The organism is Bacillus sp. ChL18 (genome assembly GCF_026241425.1).
In the GTDB taxonomy this organism is placed as follows: Bacteria; Bacillota; Bacilli; order Bacillales; family Bacillaceae; genus Bacillus; species Bacillus velezensis.
The window spans coordinates 1,229,701-1,248,919 of the sequence record NZ_JAPHWE010000001.1 but is presented as its reverse complement, the minus strand read 5'-3'; the positions used below and the strand labels follow the sequence as shown (position 1 = coordinate 1,248,919).

Here is a 19,219-nt window from a genome sequence, read left to right as displayed (position 1 = left end):
ATATAGTTGTCCCAATTGTTCAATAATTTATGAAAGTGGTTTACGGAGGGGAAACATGTCTACAAAAGCTGACAATCGTCACTTGTATCTAAAAGTGATTGAGCGAATCAAAGAGGATATACAAAACGGAATTTACACCGAAAAGGAAAAGCTTCCTTCTGAATTTGAGCTTTCAAAATCAATGGGTGTCAGCCGGGCAACTCTGCGTGAAGCTTTGCGTATCCTTGAAGAGGAGCATGTGATTATCAGAAGGCACGGTGTGGGCACTTTCGTCCATACAAAACCGCTGTTTCTTTCAGGTATTGAACAGCTCAACAGCGTGACGAAAACGATTCAGCAGGCGAACATGGTGCCGGGTACGATTTTTTTGTCGTCTCAGGTCATCACGCCGTCTGATGAAGATATCGCTAGATTCCGGCTTGAGCCTGAGCAGGAGCTTTTTTATTTGGAACGCGTGAGAACGGCAAGCGGCACTCCGGTCGTTTACTGTTTAGATACGATTCCGATGCACATTCTGCCGAATTCTTTCTGTCATGAACAGGAGTCTATTTTTGATCTTTTGGAAAAAAACTCCGGGTCTGTGATCAGCTATGCCGTTGCTGATATCGAACCGATCGGATATCACGATACGATTTCACCGGTTTTGGAATGCGAGCCGGAGACGGCGCTTTTATTGCTGAAGCAAACCCACTATAATCAGAATGATGAACCTGTGCTGTATTCATTAAATTATTTCCGGGCTGATAAGTTCAGTTTTCATGTTGTAAGAAAACGTTTTTAAGACAGACGCGTCATGTGTCTGTTTTTTTATTTGCCGTTTCAGTACATACTTTGTTTTCTGCAAGGCACAATAAAACAGGAAACAACCAAGTATAGTGAATGGGTGAATAAGTTGAGTAAGAAGAAAAATGGAACGAAAAATATCATTGCTCTGGCTTCTGTACCGCTCGTGATGACACTCGGGAATTCCATGCTGATTCCTGTGCTTCCGATGATTGAAAAGAAGCTGTCCATATCGTCTTTTCAAGTATCGTTAATTATAACGGTCTATTCGATTGTGGCGATTATTTGTATTCCGATTGCCGGATATTTGTCCGATAAATTCGGAAGAAAAAAGGTTCTTCTGCCTTGTCTTCTCATAGCCGGTGCGGGCGGAGCGCTTGCCGCGATAGCTTCCACCGCGTTCAAGCATCCTTATCCCATTATCTTGGCGGGGCGGGTGCTGCAGGGAATCGGTTCGGCAGGGGCGGCTCCTGTAGTGATGCCGTTTATCGGTGATTTATTCAAAGGGGATGATGAGCGGATTACCGCGGGGCTCGGCGATATTGAGACGTCTAACACTGCCGGGAAAGTAATAAGCCCGATTCTCGGTTCGCTCTTGGCTGCATGGTTTTGGTTTATGCCGTTTTGGTTCATTCCGTTTTTTTCGCTCATCAGTTTTTTTCTCGTATTGTTTTTGGTGGCAAAGCCGGAGGAACAAAAAGAAGCGCCTTCTATTTCCGAATTTGTGAAAAATGTCGGCCGCATATTTAAGCGTGACGGACGCTGGCTCTTTACGGTTTTTATCATCGGCTGCGTGATTATGTTTTTGCTGTTCGGGGTTCTTTTTTATTTATCAGACTCACTGGAGAAGAAATACGGCATTGACGGTGTGGCTAAAGGAGCGCTTTTGGCAATCCCGCTTTTATTTCTATCCGTCAGTTCATATATATCAGGCCGAAAAATCGGAAAAGACCAAGGCAAAATGAAGTTTTGCATCGTTTTCGGAATGAGTGCCGTGACACTGTCGTTTATCGGCCTATGGTGGAATCACAGTTTTTATTTATTATTTATCTTTTTGTGTGTCAGCGGTATCGGTATCGGAATGGCATTGCCGGCTTTAGACGCTGTCATCACAGAAGGCGTAGACAATGAGGAATCGGGAACCATCACCTCATTTTATAACAGCATGCGGTTTATCGGAGTAGCGGCGGGACCGCCGATCTTTGCTGCGCTGATGTCAAATGCAGGCTGGCTGATTTTTATTTTATCCGCTTTTTGCGGCATTGTGTCTGTATTTTTAGCGCTGTTAAATATCTCATCACAAGCAAAAGAAAAAAAGGAATCATTAAAGACGGTGTAATCTGCACTGTCTTTTTTTATTTTATTTTGAAGATTGACATGATACCGTCAAGTCGTTATCCTTTTTAATAGTTAAACATTTTAACTATCGGAAGGAGGGGGAAAAGGTGCATGAAGAAAAAGTAAAGCAGCTGATTCAGCGTTATTCCGATGTATACCTGCACGTCTTAAAAAAAATTGACAGCATTATCGCTGAAAAAGTGAACAAAGAACTGACATTGGATCAATATTACATCCTCCGCTATATTATGCTCAATCCGGATTGCAAATCAATTGAACTGGCCGCGGTGTGCCACGTCAATAAAAGCGCCATTACATCTATGACGAACCGCCTGTATGAAAAAGGCTACATCAATAGAGAACGCAGCCAAAGCGACCGCCGGAGCATACTTTTAAATGTCACGGAAAAGGGGACGGAAGTATTTCACCGTGTGGAGCGGCGGATTGAGGAACTCGTCCGTTCATATATTATGTATTTTGATGAAGACGAGGCGGAGATGTTCGTTAATACATATGAAAAATTATATCGATTGATGATGACAGAGGAGGATCAGCAGACATAATGAAAAACATTATCCGAGCTCGCTGGATCATCGCCGCGGTATGGGTCGCCGCAACGGTGATATTTATGCTTACAGCGCCTGATATGGCTGAATTGACACGGGAGAAAGGGCAGATTTCCGTACCGGACGGGTATTCCTCTTCCTCTTCTTACGCCCATGAATTGCTTGATGAAATGTCTGATTCAGATGCACCGTCTTCTTCTGCCGTCATCGTATTTCACGAAAAAGGCTTAATGACAGACAAAAAAGATCGTCTGGAAGAAGCCGTCAGCACTTTGTCTGAACATAAAAAAGCGCTTCAGATTAAAACGGTGACTTCATACTTCGGGGAGAAAAATGACGACATCAAAAAACAGCTGCTGTCAAAAGACAGACAAACGATGCTCGTTCAGCTGCAGCTTGATACATCCAAAAACGATATCCTCGACATAAAAAATAAAATTGATAAAGAGCTGAAACCGTACGGCGTATCATACGGCATTACAGGCCAGTCGCTGATTGACGAAGATGTGCTGAAAAGCTCGCAGGACGGCTTAAAAAAGACTGAATATATAACGGTTGCCTTTATCCTGATCGTGCTGATTCTTGTATTTCGGTCAGTGGTCGCTCCGTTTGTACCGCTTTTATCAGTATTGATATCTTATTTAGTCAGCCAGTCGATTGTCGCATTTTTAGTCGATCAGCTGAATTTTCCGCTCTCAACTTTTACGCAGATTTTTATGGTTGCGATTATGTTCGGGATCGGCACAGACTACTGCATTCTGCTTCTCAGCAGATTTAAAGAAGAACTGTCGCATGGTGCTGATATAAGAGAAGCGATCGTCGTGACTTACAAAACGGCCGGGAAGACGGTTTTGTACAGCGGCGGTGCGGTGCTGATCGGATTTGCCTGCATCGGATTTGCGACATTTAAGCTGTATCAGTCGGCAGCGGCCGTTGCGGTCGGTGTCGCGGTGCTGCTGCTTGCGCTCATGACGATCGTGCCGTTTTTTATGGCTGTTTTAGGAAAAAGACTGTTTTGGCCTGTGAAGGGCGATATTTCTCATCCTCAAAGCAAAGCATGGGAAACGTCAGGACGGTTTTCATTTAAAAGGCCGCTCATCAGTCTTGCAATCGTTGCGGTATTCACTGTCCCGCCTATCCTTCTTTACAAAGGGTCGCTATCTTACAACAGTCTTGACGAAATCGGGGATAAATATGAATCCGTCCACGCGTTTAATACGATTTCAGACGCATTCGGCCCGGGAGAACTTCTTCCGGCCACAGTCGTCATCAAAAATGATGAGACATTAAATACCGAAAAACACCTGATTGATATCGAAAAAATCAGCAGAGAACTTGAAAAAACAGAGGGTGTAAAAACGGTCAGAAGCGCCACGCGCCCTGCTGGAAACGGATTGAATCAATTATTTGTCACAAATCAGGCAAAGCAGCTTCAAGAAGGACTTGATAAGGGCAATACGGGACTTGAAAAAATCACGGACGGATTAGGGCATGCCGCAAAGTCGTTAGCTGATTCACAGCCGCAGATCGAAGAGTCGGGGAAAAGCGTCAATCAGCTTATTGACGGAACATTGTCTCTGAAATCCGGGCTTTCTGATATAGGAGAAAACCTGAATAAACTGCAGGCTGGCGTGAACGAGAATAAAGCCGGCGTCGCCCAGATGAGAAAGCAGATTGAAGAGCAAAAACAAATGCTGACTTCACAGCTCAAACAAAACAGCGGTCTCGCTTCAGAAACGCAAAACGCTTTAAAATTGGTAAAAACCGTCCTGCCGATGAAAGATGAAGCCAGCAGACAGCTTGCCGATTTGAACAAGCAGCTTGCCCGGCTGCCGTTTGCAAAATTGGAAGCGTCAATACCGTCAGTCAAAACCGATCCCTCTTACCAAGAAATCAAATCGGCCTTTACAGGTGTACAGTCAGCCGTTTCCAAGGCAAACGCGGATGCAGAAGCTTTTTCTAAACAGGTCGACAGTCAAAAGGCTCATCTGCAGCAAGCGGAAAAACAATTTGCCCGGCTGGCAGCCGCTCAGAAGAAGATTGACACTCAAATTAACGCAATGATCAACGGTCTGACCAGTATTGAAAACGGTCTGCAGCAAGTGTCAGACGGACAGGGGGCTCTCGCAGGACAAATGCCGCGCCTTGAATCGGCGGCAGGACAGCTCGCGGAGGGCCAGAAAAAAATGAAGAGCGGTCTCGGTGATTTTTCTTCCCGGCTCAGCGATCTTTCTTCAGGCCTTAACGACAGTGTAAAAGGGCTTAAGAAAGTATCAAGCGGCATGATGGGGGCGAATGATTACCTGGGTGAGCTTCACAAGGCGTCAGACAAAGAAATGACAGGCTGGTTTGTGCCGAAAGACGCGTTGACAAACAGTGATTTTACAAGCGTGTTTAATACGTACATGTCAGATGACAGAAAAACGACAGAATTGACCGTCGTTCTTGATAACAATCCTTACTCAAATACGGCCATTCAAGATATTCAAGCGATCAAAGCGAGCGTAAAAAGGGCCATTCCGAACACGGATCTGAAGAATGCTTCCTTCGGCGTTTCGGGAGTCTCCAGCATGAATGCCGATCTGAAGGAAGTATCGGATTCAGACTTCAAACGGACGGCAATGTTTATGCTGGCGGGAATTTTTCTGATTCTCATCGTGATGCTGCGCTCCCTCATTATGCCTGTTTATTTAGTGGCGTCGCTCGTACTGACGTATTTCGCATCCATCGGCGTGACGGAATACATCTTTACACACTTCTTCGGGTATCCGGGCGTAAACTGGGCCGTGCCGTTCTTCGGCTTTGTCATTTTGATGGCTCTTGGCGTGGATTATTCCATCTTTTTAATGGACCGTTTTAATGAGCTTAAAAAAGAAGGAACGGAACCCGCAATGATCCGCAGTATGAAAAATATGGGTTCCGTCATCATTTCTGCGGCGATTATTTTAGCGGGAACCTTTGCGGCCATGCTGCCGTCAGGCGTTCTTTCCTTATTACAGATTGCAACCGTGGTATTAACAGGCCTTCTCATGTACGCAATTGTCGTCCTTCCGTTTTTTGTACCTGTCATGGTGAAAATATTCGGAAGAGCCAACTGGTGGCCTTTCAATTTGAAAAAATAACGTTCAATACCTCTGCCTGTTTTCGGGCAGAGGTTTTTTGTTTCCTTATAAATCCTCCAGTTGATATAATTACATCTGCGTACTCTTTTTTGCGAATGCTGAAATTTGGTCATAATACATACTATGAAAGAATGAACGAAGGAGGTTTCACATGACTTACGTAAATGAAATGAAGTCAAAGCACGGCGGGATCACCGCCCACATCGTAAAGACCGAGAAATTTAAAACCGTTTCGCTGACGTTTAAAATGCTGGCTCCTTTAACGAAAGAGCTCGTAACAAAAAGAGCGCTGTTTCCGCATGTGCTTCTGCGCGGAACAGAAAGCCGCCCGAAAACCGCTGATCTGCGGTCTTATTTTGATGAGCTGTACGGCACATCCGTTTCAGCTGATCTGACAAAAAAGGGAGAACGTCATGTCATTACGTTCAGGCTTGAGATTCCTAATGAAAAGTATCTGAAGGACCGCACACCGTTATTGGAAAAAGGCCTTCAGCTTTTATCAGAGCTTGTCTTTTCGCCCGCTTTGGAAAACGGCGCCTTCCTGCCCCTTTATGTCACGCAGGAAAAACGGACGCTGAAACAGCGGATTCAAGCCGTATATGATGATAAGATGAGATATTCTAATCTGCGTCTCGTTCAGGAAATGTGCAAAAGCGAACCGTATGCCCTTCACGTCAACGGCGAGTTCGATGATGTTGAACACATTACACCGCAAGATTTGTATGAAGCCTATCAAAAAGCCATACGCGAAGATCAGCTGGACCTGTACGTCATCGGCGATGTTGATACAGATCAGGTGAAAACGGCCGTTGATACGTATTTTAAAACGGAAGAACGGGAGCTGCAGCCTTTTGAAAGAAGCGCGGCGAATGAACAGCCCGATCCGAAGGAAGTCATTGATGAAGAGGACGTCAAGCAGGGCAAGCTGAATATCGGATTCCGGACCAATACGACATATACAGATCCGGATTATCCTGCATTGCAGGTGTTTAACGGGCTGTTCGGAGGTTTCTCTCATTCAAAGCTGTTTATAAATGTCCGTGAAAAAGCGAGCCTCGCCTATTATGCAGCCTCAAGGGTGGAAAGCTTCAAAGGGCTTTTGATGGTCATGTCGGGCATTGAGGTGAAAAATTACAAGCAGGCCGTCACCATCATTGAAGAACAGTTTCAGGCTATGCAAAACGGTGACTTTTCAGAAGATGATATCGCCCAAACGAAAGCCGTTATTAAAAATCAAGTATTAGAAACCATTGATACGGCATACGGTTTAGCGGAATTTCTGTATCAGCAGGCCTCAGCCCAAGTAGAGATACCGATCGAAAGATTCCTTGACAATATCGAGAAAGTGACAAAAGAGGACATTATCAATGTCGGAAAGAACATTAAGCTGGATACGACTTATTTCTTAAAAGGGACGGGGGGAGCATCTTGACTAAACCGATAAACTTCGAACAGCTTCAGGAAACGCTGTATCATGAAAAAATGGCAAACGGCCTTGATGTCTATGTGCTGCCGAAACAGGGCTTTAATAAAACATACGCCGTGTTTACGACAAAGTACGGTTCCATTGACAATCAATTCGTTCCTTTAAATAAGGAAGAAATGGTACACGTCCCTGACGGAATCGCGCATTTTCTGGAGCATAAACTGTTTGAAAAAGCGGACGGCGACGTGTTTCAGGACTTCAGTAAGCAGGGGGCGTCGGCAAATGCCTTTACATCATTTACACGAACCGCTTATCTGTTCTCCAGCACTTCTAATGTGGAGAAAAACTTGGAAACACTCGTGGATTTTGTTCAGGACCCGTATTTCACGGAAAAATCAGTTGAAAAAGAAAAAGGCATCATCGGCCAGGAAATCAATATGTATGATGATAATCCGGATTGGCGGCTGTTTTTCGGCCTTATCGAAAATATGTATAAAGACCACCCCGTGAAAATTGACATTGCCGGAACGGTGGAGAGCATCTCACATATTACGAAAGATCTGCTGTATGAGTGCTACGAAACGTTTTATCACCCGAGCAATATGCTGCTCTTTATCGTCGGCCCCGTAGATCCTGAAGCGGTCATCAGCCAGGTGCGGAAAAACCAGGAGAAAAAGCCGTTTACAGACCAGCCTGAAATCAAACGTGAAGAAGTTCAGGAGCAGGAAGCGGTTTTCCGCCGGGAGCAGGAGTTAAAAATGAACGTGCAAGGCTCAAAATGTCTTGTCGGCTTAAAGGCGAAAGACCCTTATAAAACGGGGCAGGAGCTGTTGAAGCACGAGCTCAGCATGAACCTCATGCTTGAATGTCTTTTCGGAAAAAGCTCACCGCATTACGGCGACTTGTACGACAAAGGCTACATTGATGAAACTTTCAGCTTTGATTACACGGCTGAATACGGATTCGGTTTTGCCTCTGTCGGAGGAGATACACCGGAGCCGGATAAGCTCGCTGACGAATTAAAACACATGTTGCTTGATGCGGAATCAGCCGTGACTGCGGAAAAACTTGACCTTGCGAGAAAAAAGAAGATCGGGTCATTCTTAAAAGCGCTCAATTCGCCTGAATATATCGCCAACCAATTCACACGCTACGCCTTTTTAGATATGAGTCTGTTTGATGTCGTAACCGTACTGGAGCAGATTACGCTGGAAGACGTAAAGCGGGTTATTAAAGAAGAAATATCAGAAGAAAGGCTGACAGTCTGCAAAGTCGTGCCAAAATCATAACAAAAACATCCCTCACGCCCTGAGGGATGTTTTTCTGGGGAAAGAAGGAGTATTGATTGATGAAACAGACAGCGCTCGTAACCGGAGCAAGCGGCGGAATCGGACAAAGTATAAGTGAAGTCCTCGCAAAAAACGGGTATGACGTCCTTTTGCATTATCATTCTAATAAGGAAGCCGCACACAGGCTTGCGGAAAGGCTGGGCGCATCATTCGGCATAAAAGCCTCCGTTATTCAGGCGGATCTGTCCTCACCGGATGGCGCGGAGACACTCAGCCGTTCCGTTAAGCAGCCTGTGGACGCTCTGATATTAAACAGCGGCAAAAGTCATTTCGGCCTGATTACGGACGTTACGGATGACACGGCGCTGGAGATGGTGCAGCTGCATGTGACGAGTCCGTTTCTTTTGGCGCGTAATCTGGTGCCCGGCATGATCCGGAAAAAAAGCGGGGGCATCGTCGCGATCGGTTCCGTCTGGGGAGAAACAGGCGCATCGTGCGAGGTATTATACAGCATGGTCAAGGGAGCGCAGCATTCGTTCGTCAAAGCGCTTGCCAAAGAGCTTGCTCCGAGCGGCGTCCGGGTGAATGCAGTCTCGCCGGGTGCCGTTGATACAAATATGCTTGATCAGTTCACGTCTGATGAAAAAGAAGCGTTGGCAGAGGAAATTCCCGCGGGCCGGCTGGCAAAGCCGGAGGAAATCGCCGAAGCGGCGGCCTTTTTATTATCGGACAAGGCTTCCTATATTACGGGGCATATATTATCCGTAAACGGCGGCTGGCACTGCTGAAAAAAATGTGTGTATAGTTTGCATCTGTACGGACAAAATAATTTTGTAACAACAGATGAAATGGAGGAACCCAACATGTCAGTATTAGAAAACTGGGATAATTGGAAGAATTTCCTTGGCGACAGATTGAACTATGCGCAGGAAAAAGGGATGAGTGATGAAACGATCACTGACCTCGCTACAGAAATCGGCGGTTACCTTGCGAACGAAGTCGACTCGAAAAACCATCAGGAAAAAGTGCTTGCTGATCTTTGGAGCGTTGCTTCTGAAGATGAACAGCGCGCCATCGCAAATATGATGGTGAAGCTTGTTGAAAATAACAGCACTCATTAAGAGGGGGGATTTCTCCTCTCTTTTTTTATGTTTTCCTCTATAGAGCAACATTCTTCTTTCTAATTAGAGAAAAATGTTTTATGATAAAGGAAGGTAAAAATTTGCCACAATGGAGGGGGTATATCATTTGGCAAAGCTCGAATGGTATTTTGAATATGAAATTCAAGTGAACCGCCCCGGCCTGCTCGGGGATATTTCATCTCTTCTCGGGATGCTGTCAATTAATATTGTCACAATTAACGGTGTCGACCTTTCCAGAAGGGGAATGCTGCTCAGATGCCGGCATATAGATCAAATTAAACGATTGGAATCAATTTTAAAAACAATGGAGACCATTAAAGTAACGAAGCTGAGAGAACCGAGGCTTCGCGACCGTCTCGCAGTCCGCCACGGAAGATACATTCAGCGTGATGCCGATGACAAAAAAACCTTCCGTTTTGAAAGGGACGAGCTCGGTCTTCTGGTTGACTTTATGGCCGAGCTGTTTAAAAAAGAAGGACACAAACTGATCGGAATCCGGGGAATGCCGAGGGTCGGAAAAACGGAGTCCATCGTTGCGTCAAGCGTTTGTGCCAGCAAAAGATGGCTTTTCGTATCATCAACGCTGCTAAAACAAACGATCCGGAGCCAGCTGGTTGCCGATGAATACAGCACGGAAAACGTGTTTATCCTCGACGGCATCGTTTCAACAAGACGGGGATCTGAGCGCCATCTTCAGCTCGTCAGTGAAATTATGCGGCTTCCGGCGACAAAGGTCGTGGAGCACCCCGATATTTTTGTTCAAAATTCGGAGTATACGCTCGATGATTTCGATTATATTATCGAACTCAGAAATGATCCTGACGAAGTCATTACATATGAACATGCAGAAGAACCGCAAATGTTTGATCAGACCGGTTTTTCAAGCTTTGATTTTTAATATTGGAAGGTGTTTGTTGTGACAGAATTAGCAATCCGGCTTAAAGAAGCCAGAGAGGAAAAAGGGATGTCGTTGGATGAACTCCAGGCGGCGACGAAAATTCAGAAAAGATACTTAACCGCTCTGGAAGAAGGCAATTATGACGTCATTCCCGGCAATTTTTATGTGCGGGCGTTTATCAAGCAATACGCTGAAGCTGTCGGGCTTGATTCAGATCAGTTATTTGAAGAATATAAAAAAGACATCCCTAACACGTACCATGACGATGTGTCGGAAAAAATCTCCGGTCTCGCCATGCAAAGGGAGCTTCCTAAGTCCGCTTCAAAGGCGGCGGAATGGCTTCCGACCGTCCTTGTCGTCATCGGTGTCATCATCGTCATCGCGATCATTTATGCGATTATTCAGCTCGGAATGAGCAAATCCGGGCAGACAGACGGAGATAAGGCCGTCACCAAAAGTGAGAGCAAGTATGAGATTCCTAAGGATTCTGCGCTGAAAAACGACGGCAATACAAACGACGAAGCGCAATCTGACAGCAAAAAAGACAAAAAGGACACAAAAGCGTCAGAGCAGAAAAAGAAAGAAAAAAGCAGTGAAAAGACGGAGATCAAAGCGGCCGGAACGGAAGGCTCGGCTTCTTCATACAACGTCTCCGGGGCAGATAAGTATAAGCTTGAACTGGTTGCTTCTGACAGCGCATGGATCCGCGTCCGTGATGACAGCGGCGGTTCTTTAAAAGAAGGAACGCTGCAAAAGGGCGAAACTTTTAAAAAAGACGTCACGGATCAAAAGCAGATTGAAATCCGCACGGGCTATGCCCCTAACCTGAAAATTAAAATCAACGGAGAGGTTCTGTCCTATGAACTCAATCCGCATGATGTGATGGCGCAGACCATCACAATCAAGATGAAAAAATAAAAGGGGAAAAAGTCATCTGAACGATTAAGATGACTTTTTCTTCACGTCCGAGTACATATTATTGGAGGGGCTTTATGTTTAACTTACCGAATAAAATCACACTGGCAAGAATCGCTTTAATTCCTGTATTTATGATTATCATGCTTGTTCCTTTTCAGTGGGGCAGCGTTCATATAGGGGATGAATCGATTCCGGTCGCGCATCTTACGGGAGCTGTTTTATTTATTATCGCATCAACGACTGACTGGGTGGATGGCTACTACGCCAGAAAACTGAACCTCGTGACAAACTTCGGGAAATTTTTAGATCCGCTGGCTGACAAACTGCTGGTATCCGCGGCATTAATTACGCTTGTGCAGTTTGACCTTGCGCCGGCGTGGATGGTCATCATCATCATCAGCCGCGAATTTGCCGTAACGGGATTAAGACTTGTGCTGGCGGGAACGGGGGAAGTTGTAGCCGCCAATATGCTGGGGAAAATTAAAACATGGGCTCAGATTATCGCTGTTGCCGCGCTTTTGCTGCATAATCTTCCGTTTGAGCTCGTTTCTTTCCCGTTCGGCGATATCGCTTTATGGGTGGCCGTGCTGTTCACAGTCATTTCCGGCTGGGATTATTTTGCGAAGAACTGGGATGCGTTAAAAACATCTAACTAGGAAAGAAGGACTTAAAGATGGAAATAGCAAAAAAAGCAGAAATCATTGCAGTCGGCTCGGAGCTTCTGCTAGGCCAGATCGCCAATACGAACGCGCAGTTTATCAGTAAAGAGCTGGCGGAAATCGGTGTAAACGTGTTTTATCATACCGCTGTCGGTGACAATCCGGAGCGGCTTAAGCAAGTCATCCGCATTGCCGAAGAGCGCTCAGACCTGATTATTTTTTCAGGCGGCCTCGGACCGACCAAGGACGATTTGACGAAAGAAACCATTGCAAACACACTGGGGCGCCCGCTCGTTCTGAATGACGAAGCGTTCCGGTCGATCGAAGAATATTTCGCGAAAACAAAACGGACCATGTCGCCGAATAACCGCAAACAGGCGCTCGTCATTGAGGGCTCAGACGTTTTGGCGAATCATTTCGGCATGGCGCCGGGAATGCTTGCAGAGCACGGCTCAAGGCTTTATATGCTGCTTCCCGGGCCGCCGAGCGAGCTGCGTCCGATGTTTGAAAATGAAGCGAAGCCGCTGCTTCTTAAAAAGCTCGGTTCTAATGAGAGAATTGTTTCAACCGTGCTACGGTTTTTCGGAATCGGTGAATCCCAGCTTGAAGCTGATTTAGAAGATATCATTGATGCGCAGACGAACCCGACGATTGCGCCGCTCGCTGCTGACGGCGAGGTCACGCTGCGTTTAACGGCGAAACATGCTGACGAAAAAGAAACAGAACGGCTTTTAAAAGAAACGGAAGCCGCCATTTTAGAACGTGTCGGTGAATTTTTCTACGGATATGACGATACGTCTCTGGTGAAGGAGCTTTCAAAAGCATGCAGACAAAACAAAATCACGATTTCCTCTGCCGAAAGCTTTACAGGCGGCCTGTTTTCAGAGTGGGTGACTGATTTAAGCGGTGCGTCTCAACTATTTGCAGGAGGCGTTGTCTGCTATTCCGACAGCGTGAAACAGCATGTGCTCGGCGTGAAAGCTGAGACGCTCGCAGAAAGCGGAGCGGTCAGCAAAGAGTGTGCGAAAGAGCTTGCAGCCGGTGTGAGAAAGCTGACCGGAAGCGATATCGGCATCAGCTTTACCGGGGTTGCGGGTCCCGACCCGCAGGAAGGGCATGCGCCGGGCCGCGTCTTTATCGGCATTTCGGCGGAAGGAAAAGAAGAGGTCCACGAATTTAACTTTGCCGGCTCAAGAACCGGAATCAGAAAGCGCGCCGCTAAATACGGCTGCCATCTCATTTTGAAAATGCTGGATCAAAAATAAAGTTTTAAAGAGGCGTTTTCTCTGATTTTTAAGTTTTACAAGGGAAATTATGCTCTTTTGCAGAAAAGCGAACGCGGAAAAAATCCGAATATGCGTTCGCTTTTTTCTTGGCAAATGCCAGTAAACAAGGTATAGTATATGTAGTGGCAAGATAAAGGAGGAAAAAATAAATGAGTGATCGTCAGGCAGCCTTAGATATGGCTCTTAAGCAAATAGAAAAACAATTCGGCAAAGGTTCCATCATGAAGCTCGGAGAAAAAACAGATACAAGAATTTCAACGGTGCCAAGCGGTTCCCTTGCACTTGATACCGCTCTCGGAATAGGCGGATACCCGCGCGGACGGATTATTGAAGTATACGGACCTGAAAGCTCAGGTAAAACGACTGTAGCGCTTCACGCAATCGCTGAGGTTCAGGAAAAAGGCGGACAGGCAGCATTTATTGATGCTGAGCATGCTCTTGATCCTGTTTACGCGCAAAAGCTCGGTGTCAATATCGAAGAGCTTCTGCTTTCTCAGCCGGATACGGGAGAGCAGGCGCTTGAGATTGCTGAAGCGCTGGTGCGAAGCGGAGCTGTTGATATCGTAGTCGTTGACTCTGTTGCGGCGCTTGTTCCAAAAGCTGAAATTGAAGGTGACATGGGTGATTCACACGTCGGTTTACAGGCGCGTCTCATGTCTCAGGCGCTCCGTAAGCTTTCCGGCGCCATCAATAAATCTAAAACAATCGCAATCTTTATTAACCAGATTCGTGAAAAAGTCGGCGTTATGTTCGGAAATCCGGAGACGACACCGGGCGGCCGCGCGCTGAAATTCTATTCTTCCGTGCGCCTTGAAGTGCGCCGTGCCGAGCAATTAAAGCAGGGCAACGACGTGATGGGGAATAAAACGAGAATTAAAGTCGTAAAAAACAAAGTCGCTCCTCCGTTCCGTACGGCTGAAGTGGACATTATGTACGGTGAAGGAATCTCCAAAGAAGGGGAAATCATCGACCTTGGAACTGAACTGGATATCGTGCAAAAAAGCGGTTCGTGGTATTCTTATGAAGAAGAACGCCTCGGTCAGGGCCGTGAAAACGCCAAGCAGTTCTTAAAAGAAAATAAAGACATCATGCTGATGATTCAGGAACAAATCCGTGAATATTACGGTTTAGACAATAACGGTGTAACGGACAAAGCGGAAGAAGTTCAGGAAGAGATGGAATTAGAAGAATAAAACACGATCAAAAGAGCGGAATAAGCAATTTCCGCTCTTTTTTTTGTGTGTTTCAAAAAAACACTGGCTGTTTCGGAAAATTTTATCTGGAATGTTACAACTTTTTTCACACTTCACTCGTCTAACATCATGGCGAAAGTTGAAATTATATCTGAGGAGGAAAAAAGATGACGAGCCCCCGCCGCACAAGAATAAATAAAAAAAGGAAGAAGAAGCTGATGAAAACGGGAGGGCTGTTTCTTTTTCTGCTGCTTGTTACTGTTTTTATTATGATCTGGACCGTCACAGCGCATCACCGGGAGAAGGAATCCGTTAAAAGCGCTCCCGCCGCTCAATCTGATACTTCAAAAGACCAGACTCAACAGAAAAAAGAAAAGACGCAAAAAGAGAAAACACCTAAATCAATCGATCACAATAAACAGATCAGCAATTACTTGCAACAGATCGGGTTCAGCGGCACTGCAATGATCGTAAAAGATGGAAAAGTTGTGCTGAAAAAAGGCTTTGGCTATGCGGACCGAAAACAAAAAATTAAAAACAATCCGGAGACATCATATTATATCGGTTCTTCACAAAAAGCGTTAATCGCGACGGCTGTCCTGCAGCTTGAAGAAAAAGGGCTGCTGCAGACGAGTGACCCCGTCAGTACATACTTGCCGAATTTTCCTAACGGCACGCGCATTACATTGAAAAATCTGCTCAATCATACGTCCGGCATAAACGGGCATATTGAGGGGCAGGGACCGATTTCTCCAATTGATTTAATCAAGGATATAGAATACCGCGGAATTAAACGGCAGCCCGGGGTTTGGGATTACAGGGATTCCAACTATTCAGTGCTTGCTTATATCGTATCTCAAGTCAGCGGGGAGTCTTATGAACAATATATAAAAGAGCACGTGTTCAAACCGGCCGGAATGAAGCATGCCGGATTTTACAAAACATTTGCCAAAGCCAAATATCCTGCCGTCGGCTACAAAGTCGATGAGAGCGGCAGTCTTGTAACGCCGCACCTTTTGGACTTATCGCAGCTGTACGGGGCGGGCGACATGTATATGAGCGCTGAAGATCTCTATAAATTTGATAAAGCGATCGTAAACGGCACGCTCCTTTCAAAAGAAAGCTTCACAAAAATGTTTACAGCAGGAAGCAGTGCCGCTTACGGCATGGGGTTTTACATTGATCCGGGAAGCTATTCCAATCACGGTGTTATGCCCGGTTACAACATTTTGAACAGCTTCAGCCATTCGGCAAGCAAATATGTCATATTACTGTCAAACATTCAGAATAACGCCAAATTAGGACAGGTAAACAATAGAATTTACCAATTGCTTAACCAGGCGGAATAACAGAGCCGTCATTCACGAAAAGCGGATGAAGGTATGGTATGATATATACATGGGCGAAGATCCGAGCTGAAGGCGAATCGTTAAGCTGGCAAGCTTGACAAGTATTTCCGACACAATTACAATGAAGTTGTAACATTTGTTTTTTTAACATGATTGTTAAACCATTTAAACTTGACAAGGGCATGAGAGACTCATTCCCTGTGAAGGTTCTGTATGTTGAGAAAATCAAACAATGTACATGCCGGCACTTATTTAAGCAAAAACCAAGTTCATAGCAAGAGGAGGTGAAAGTATGACCCCAATGACGGTTCTCATCTCCATTTTGCTGACTCTGCTCGGTTTAGTTGTTGGCTACTATGTTCGTAAAACCATTGCCGAAGCAAAGATTGCGGGCGCACGCGGTGCTGCCGAGCAAATCCTTGAAGATGCAAAGCGTGATGCTGAAGCACTGAAAAAAGAAGCTCTGCTTGAAGCAAAGGACGAAATCCATACACTTCGAATAGATGCTGAACAGGAAGTTCGTGAAAGACGAAATGAGCTTCAAAAACAAGAAAACCGTTTACTTCAAAAAGAAGAAAATCTTGACCGTAAACATGAAGGAATTGATAAACGGGAAGCGATGTTGGAGAAGAAAGATCATTCTCTGAATGAACGACAACAACATATTGAAGAGATGGAAAGCAAAGTGGATGAGATGATTCGTATGCAGCAGTCAGAACTCGAACGCATTTCGAGCCTGACACGGGATGAAGCGAAACAAATCATTCTTGACCGGGTTGAAAATGAGCTTTCACATGACATCGCCATCATGACAAAAGAAACCGAAAACCGTGCGAAAGAAGAGGCAGATAAAAAGGCGAAAAACATTCTGTCGCTTGCTTTGCAGCGCTGTGCAGCAGATCATGTTGCCGAAACGACGGTATCGGTCGTCAATCTTCCGAATGATGAGATGAAAGGACGTATCATCGGCCGTGAAGGGCGTAACATTCGTACGCTTGAAACGCTTACAGGTATTGACCTGATTATTGATGACACACCTGAAGCAGTCATTCTTTCCGGATTTGATCCGATCAGACGGGAGACGGCAAGAATCGCTCTTGATAAACTCGTTCAGGATGGCCGTATTCACCCGGCGCGCATTGAAGAAATGGTTGAAAAATCCCGCCGTGAGGTTGATGACTATATCCGGGAAATGGGTGAGCAGACGACGTTTGAAGTCGGCGTTCACGGACTCCACCCGGATCTGATCAAGATCCTCGGCCGGTTGAAATTCCGTACAAGCTACGGGCAGAACGTACTGAAACATTCTATGGAAGTTGCATTTTTAGCCGGTTTAATGGCTTCCGAGCTTGGAGAAGATGCAAAGCTTGCCAAGCGGGCCGGTCTTCTGCATGACATCGGAAAAGCAATTGACCATGAAGTGGAAGGAAGCCACGTGGAAATCGGAGTGGAGCTTGCGACCAAATATAAAGAGCATCCAGTCGTCATTAACAGTATTGCGTCACACCACGGAGACGAAGAGCCGACTTCCATTATCGCCGTTCTGGTCGCTGCCGCTGATGCATTGTCAGCCGCAAGACCGGGCGCGAGAAGTGAAACGCTCGAAAACTATATCCGCAGACTTGAAAAGCTTGAAGAAATCTCCGAGTCTTACGAAGGTGTTGAAAAATCATTTGCGATTCAGGCCGGCCGTGAAGTTCGCATCATGGTAAAACCGGACTCCATTAATGATTTAGAAGCCCATCGTTTGGCACGTGATATCCGTAAACGAATTGAGGACGAGCTTGATTATCCGGGCCACATTAAAGTGACCGTAATCAGAGAAACTCGAGCCGTAGAGTATGCAAAATAAAGTGATGCTTAGCGCATCACTTTATTTTTTTGAGTCCCTGAAAAGGAAGGAATGGAATGTATGAGAATTTTATTTATCGGAGATGTTGTCGGTTCCCCGGGCCGCGACATGGTAAAAGAATATGTCCCGAAACTGAAAGCGAAACATAAACCGCATTTTACAATTATTAACGGAGAAAATGCAGCACACGGAAAAGGACTGACGGAAAAGATCTACCACAGCCTGATGGAAGCGGGAGCAGATGCCATTACAATGGGAAACCATACGTGGGATAAAAGAGAGATCTTCGACTTTATTGATGATGTGCCGCATCTTGTCCGGCCGGCGAATTTCCCGGAAGGTACGCCGGGCAAAGGCATTACCTATATTAAATCGAACGGAAAAGAGCTTGCCGTCATTAACTTACAGGGGCGGACGTTTCTTCCGCCGCTTGATGATCCGTTTGCTAAAGCGGATGAATTAATAGAAGAAGCGAAAAAGCGCACGCCGTACATTTTTATTGATTTTCACGCCGAAGCGACAAGCGAAAAAATTGCGATCGGCTGGTACACAGACGGAAGAGCCTCTGCCGTGGTAGGCACCCATACACACGTGCAAACGGCAGATAACCGCATTTTACCGAAAGGAACGGCATATATTACTGATGTAGGCATGACGGGTCCGTACGACGGAATTCTCGGTATGGACAGAGAAACGGTCATCAAGCGGTTTAAAACCAATCTTCCCGTCCGGTTTACGGTGGCGGAAGGTAAAACTACGCTGAGCGGAGTGCTCATTGACATCGACGATCAAACGAAAAAGGCCGTAAATATCGAACGGATATTAATCAATGATGACCATATGTTCTTTGAATAGGTGATCATGTGTTTATTTTATAAAAATATTAAAAGGAAAAGCAGGAATATAGCAACTTCTTAGTGAATATAGTAGAAATGGAAGGTAGCCCGCTATTTTTGAAAAGCATTGTGGGGATGGCTTTTTGGATAGCAACATCTAATAATGATTGTTCTAATGAACACTCACTTATCCATTGTAAAACTAAGGGGGAGCAGAAATGGAAATCTTAAAAGTTTCAGCAAAATCAAGTCCAAATTCAGTAGCAGGCGCGCTTGCCGGTGTATTGAGGGAACGCGGAGCCGCCGAAATTCAAGCAATTGGGGCGGGTGCCTTAAACCAGGCTGTTAAAGCGGTTGCGATTGCCAGAGGCTTTGTCGCGCCAAGCGGCGTAGATTTGATTTGTATTCCGGCTTTTACAGATATACAGATTGACGGAGAAGAAAGAACGGCGATTAAGTTAATCGTCGAACCCCGTTAAAAACAAAAACATGACATTCTCAACCTGCTTGCGTAAGGCGAGCGGGTTGTTTTTATTGTTGTCATATTTTCTCACAATATTAT

At 45.6% G+C, this 19,219-nt stretch carries 17 protein-coding genes; all 17 read left to right on the top strand.

Translation table 11 applies throughout. From position 1 onward, the window contains the following. The first annotated feature begins 55 nt into the window (after window positions 1-55). A complete protein-coding gene (locus OQ477_RS05925) occupies window positions 56-781 on the top strand; it encodes a GntR family transcriptional regulator (protein ID WP_007409813.1) in 726 nt (241 codons plus the stop codon). 111 nt (window positions 782-892) lie between these two features. After that, a complete protein-coding gene (locus OQ477_RS05920; RefSeq protein ID WP_017417794.1) occupies window positions 893-2,122 on the top strand; it encodes an MFS transporter in 1,230 nt (409 codons plus the stop codon). A gap of 106 nt (window positions 2,123-2,228) precedes the next feature. Next, on the top strand, window positions 2,229-2,684 hold the full coding sequence (locus OQ477_RS05915; RefSeq protein ID WP_003154157.1) for a MarR family winged helix-turn-helix transcriptional regulator: 456 nt from the start codon (window positions 2,229-2,231) through the stop codon (window positions 2,682-2,684). Beyond that, a complete protein-coding gene (locus OQ477_RS05910) occupies window positions 2,684-5,809 on the top strand; it encodes an MMPL family transporter (RefSeq protein WP_265971733.1) in 3,126 nt (1,041 codons plus the stop codon). The genes OQ477_RS05915 and OQ477_RS05910 overlap by 1 nt, the downstream gene beginning before the upstream one ends. A gap of 151 nt (window positions 5,810-5,960) precedes the next feature. Continuing rightward, entirely contained in the window at window positions 5,961-7,241 is a 1,281-nt protein-coding gene (gene yfmF, locus OQ477_RS05905) for an EF-P 5-aminopentanol modification-associated protein YfmF (protein ID WP_012117578.1), read from the top strand. After that, window positions 7,238-8,524, top strand: coding sequence for an EF-P 5-aminopentanol modification-associated protein YfmH (yfmH, locus tag OQ477_RS05900; RefSeq protein ID WP_032874941.1), 1,287 nt, complete (start codon window positions 7,238-7,240; stop codon window positions 8,522-8,524). The genes yfmF and yfmH overlap by 4 nt, the downstream gene beginning before the upstream one ends. Before the next feature lie 59 nt (window positions 8,525-8,583). Beyond that, window positions 8,584-9,312 carry an elongation factor P 5-aminopentanone reductase gene (gene ymfI / locus OQ477_RS05895; RefSeq protein WP_265971728.1) on the top strand — a complete coding sequence of 243 codons (729 nt, stop codon included), beginning with the start codon at window positions 8,584-8,586 and terminating at the stop codon, window positions 9,310-9,312. 75 nt (window positions 9,313-9,387) lie between these two features. Further along, entirely contained in the window at window positions 9,388-9,645 is a 258-nt protein-coding gene (locus OQ477_RS05890; RefSeq protein ID WP_003154150.1) for a DUF3243 domain-containing protein, read from the top strand. Between the two features lie 127 nt (window positions 9,646-9,772). Further along, entirely contained in the window at window positions 9,773-10,564 is a 792-nt protein-coding gene (locus OQ477_RS05885; RefSeq protein ID WP_003154149.1) for a DUF3388 domain-containing protein, read from the top strand. Between the two features lie 18 nt (window positions 10,565-10,582). Then, a complete protein-coding gene (locus OQ477_RS05880) occupies window positions 10,583-11,482 on the top strand; it encodes a helix-turn-helix domain-containing protein (protein ID WP_265971726.1) in 900 nt (299 codons plus the stop codon). Between the two features lie 74 nt (window positions 11,483-11,556). Continuing rightward, window positions 11,557-12,138 carry a CDP-diacylglycerol--glycerol-3-phosphate 3-phosphatidyltransferase gene (gene pgsA / locus OQ477_RS05875; RefSeq protein WP_007409821.1) on the top strand — a complete coding sequence of 194 codons (582 nt, stop codon included), beginning with the start codon at window positions 11,557-11,559 and terminating at the stop codon, window positions 12,136-12,138. A gap of 17 nt (window positions 12,139-12,155) precedes the next feature. Next, window positions 12,156-13,406 carry a competence/damage-inducible protein A gene (locus OQ477_RS05870; RefSeq protein ID WP_265971723.1) on the top strand — a complete coding sequence of 417 codons (1,251 nt, stop codon included), beginning with the start codon at window positions 12,156-12,158 and terminating at the stop codon, window positions 13,404-13,406. Between the two features lie 170 nt (window positions 13,407-13,576). Then, window positions 13,577-14,620, top strand: coding sequence for a recombinase RecA (gene recA / locus OQ477_RS05865; protein WP_003154145.1), 1,044 nt, complete (start codon window positions 13,577-13,579; stop codon window positions 14,618-14,620). Between the two features lie 167 nt (window positions 14,621-14,787). Further along, the gene (locus OQ477_RS05860) at window positions 14,788-15,969 is read left to right on the top strand and encodes a serine hydrolase domain-containing protein (RefSeq protein ID WP_265971721.1); all 1,182 of its coding nucleotides are present in this window, start codon (window positions 14,788-14,790) and stop codon (window positions 15,967-15,969) included. Between the two features lie 292 nt (window positions 15,970-16,261). After that, on the top strand, window positions 16,262-17,821 hold the full coding sequence (gene rny / locus OQ477_RS05855; RefSeq protein WP_003154140.1) for a ribonuclease Y: 1,560 nt from the start codon (window positions 16,262-16,264) through the stop codon (window positions 17,819-17,821). 60 nt (window positions 17,822-17,881) lie between these two features. Further along, window positions 17,882-18,676, top strand: a complete 795-nt coding sequence (locus tag OQ477_RS05850) for a TIGR00282 family metallophosphoesterase (RefSeq protein WP_003154137.1) — start codon at window positions 17,882-17,884, stop codon at window positions 18,674-18,676. Between the two features lie 199 nt (window positions 18,677-18,875). Then, window positions 18,876-19,136 carry a stage V sporulation protein SpoVS gene (gene spoVS / locus OQ477_RS05845; protein WP_003154135.1) on the top strand — a complete coding sequence of 87 codons (261 nt, stop codon included), beginning with the start codon at window positions 18,876-18,878 and terminating at the stop codon, window positions 19,134-19,136. Window positions 19,137-19,219 lie beyond the last annotated feature (83 nt).

Coding starts and splice junctions, on each gene's coding strand:
- OQ477_RS05925 (WP_007409813.1), top strand. CDS start 56: ATGTCTACAAAAGCTGACAATCGTCACTTGTATCTAAAAGTGATTGAG.
- OQ477_RS05910 (WP_265971733.1), top strand. CDS start 2,684: ATGAAAAACATTATCCGAGCTCGCTGGATCATCGCCGCGGTATGGGTC.
- yfmF (WP_012117578.1), top strand. CDS start 5,961: ATGACTTACGTAAATGAAATGAAGTCAAAGCACGGCGGGATCACCGCC.
- ymfI (WP_265971728.1), top strand. CDS start 8,584: ATGAAACAGACAGCGCTCGTAACCGGAGCAAGCGGCGGAATCGGACAA.
- OQ477_RS05890 (WP_003154150.1), top strand. CDS start 9,388: ATGTCAGTATTAGAAAACTGGGATAATTGGAAGAATTTCCTTGGCGAC.
- pgsA (WP_007409821.1), top strand. CDS start 11,557: ATGTTTAACTTACCGAATAAAATCACACTGGCAAGAATCGCTTTAATT.
- OQ477_RS05870 (WP_265971723.1), top strand. CDS start 12,156: ATGGAAATAGCAAAAAAAGCAGAAATCATTGCAGTCGGCTCGGAGCTT.
- recA (WP_003154145.1), top strand. CDS start 13,577: ATGAGTGATCGTCAGGCAGCCTTAGATATGGCTCTTAAGCAAATAGAA.
- OQ477_RS05860 (WP_265971721.1), top strand. CDS start 14,788: ATGACGAGCCCCCGCCGCACAAGAATAAATAAAAAAAGGAAGAAGAAG.
- rny (WP_003154140.1), top strand. CDS start 16,262: ATGACCCCAATGACGGTTCTCATCTCCATTTTGCTGACTCTGCTCGGT.
- OQ477_RS05850 (WP_003154137.1), top strand. CDS start 17,882: ATGAGAATTTTATTTATCGGAGATGTTGTCGGTTCCCCGGGCCGCGAC.
- spoVS (WP_003154135.1), top strand. CDS start 18,876: ATGGAAATCTTAAAAGTTTCAGCAAAATCAAGTCCAAATTCAGTAGCA.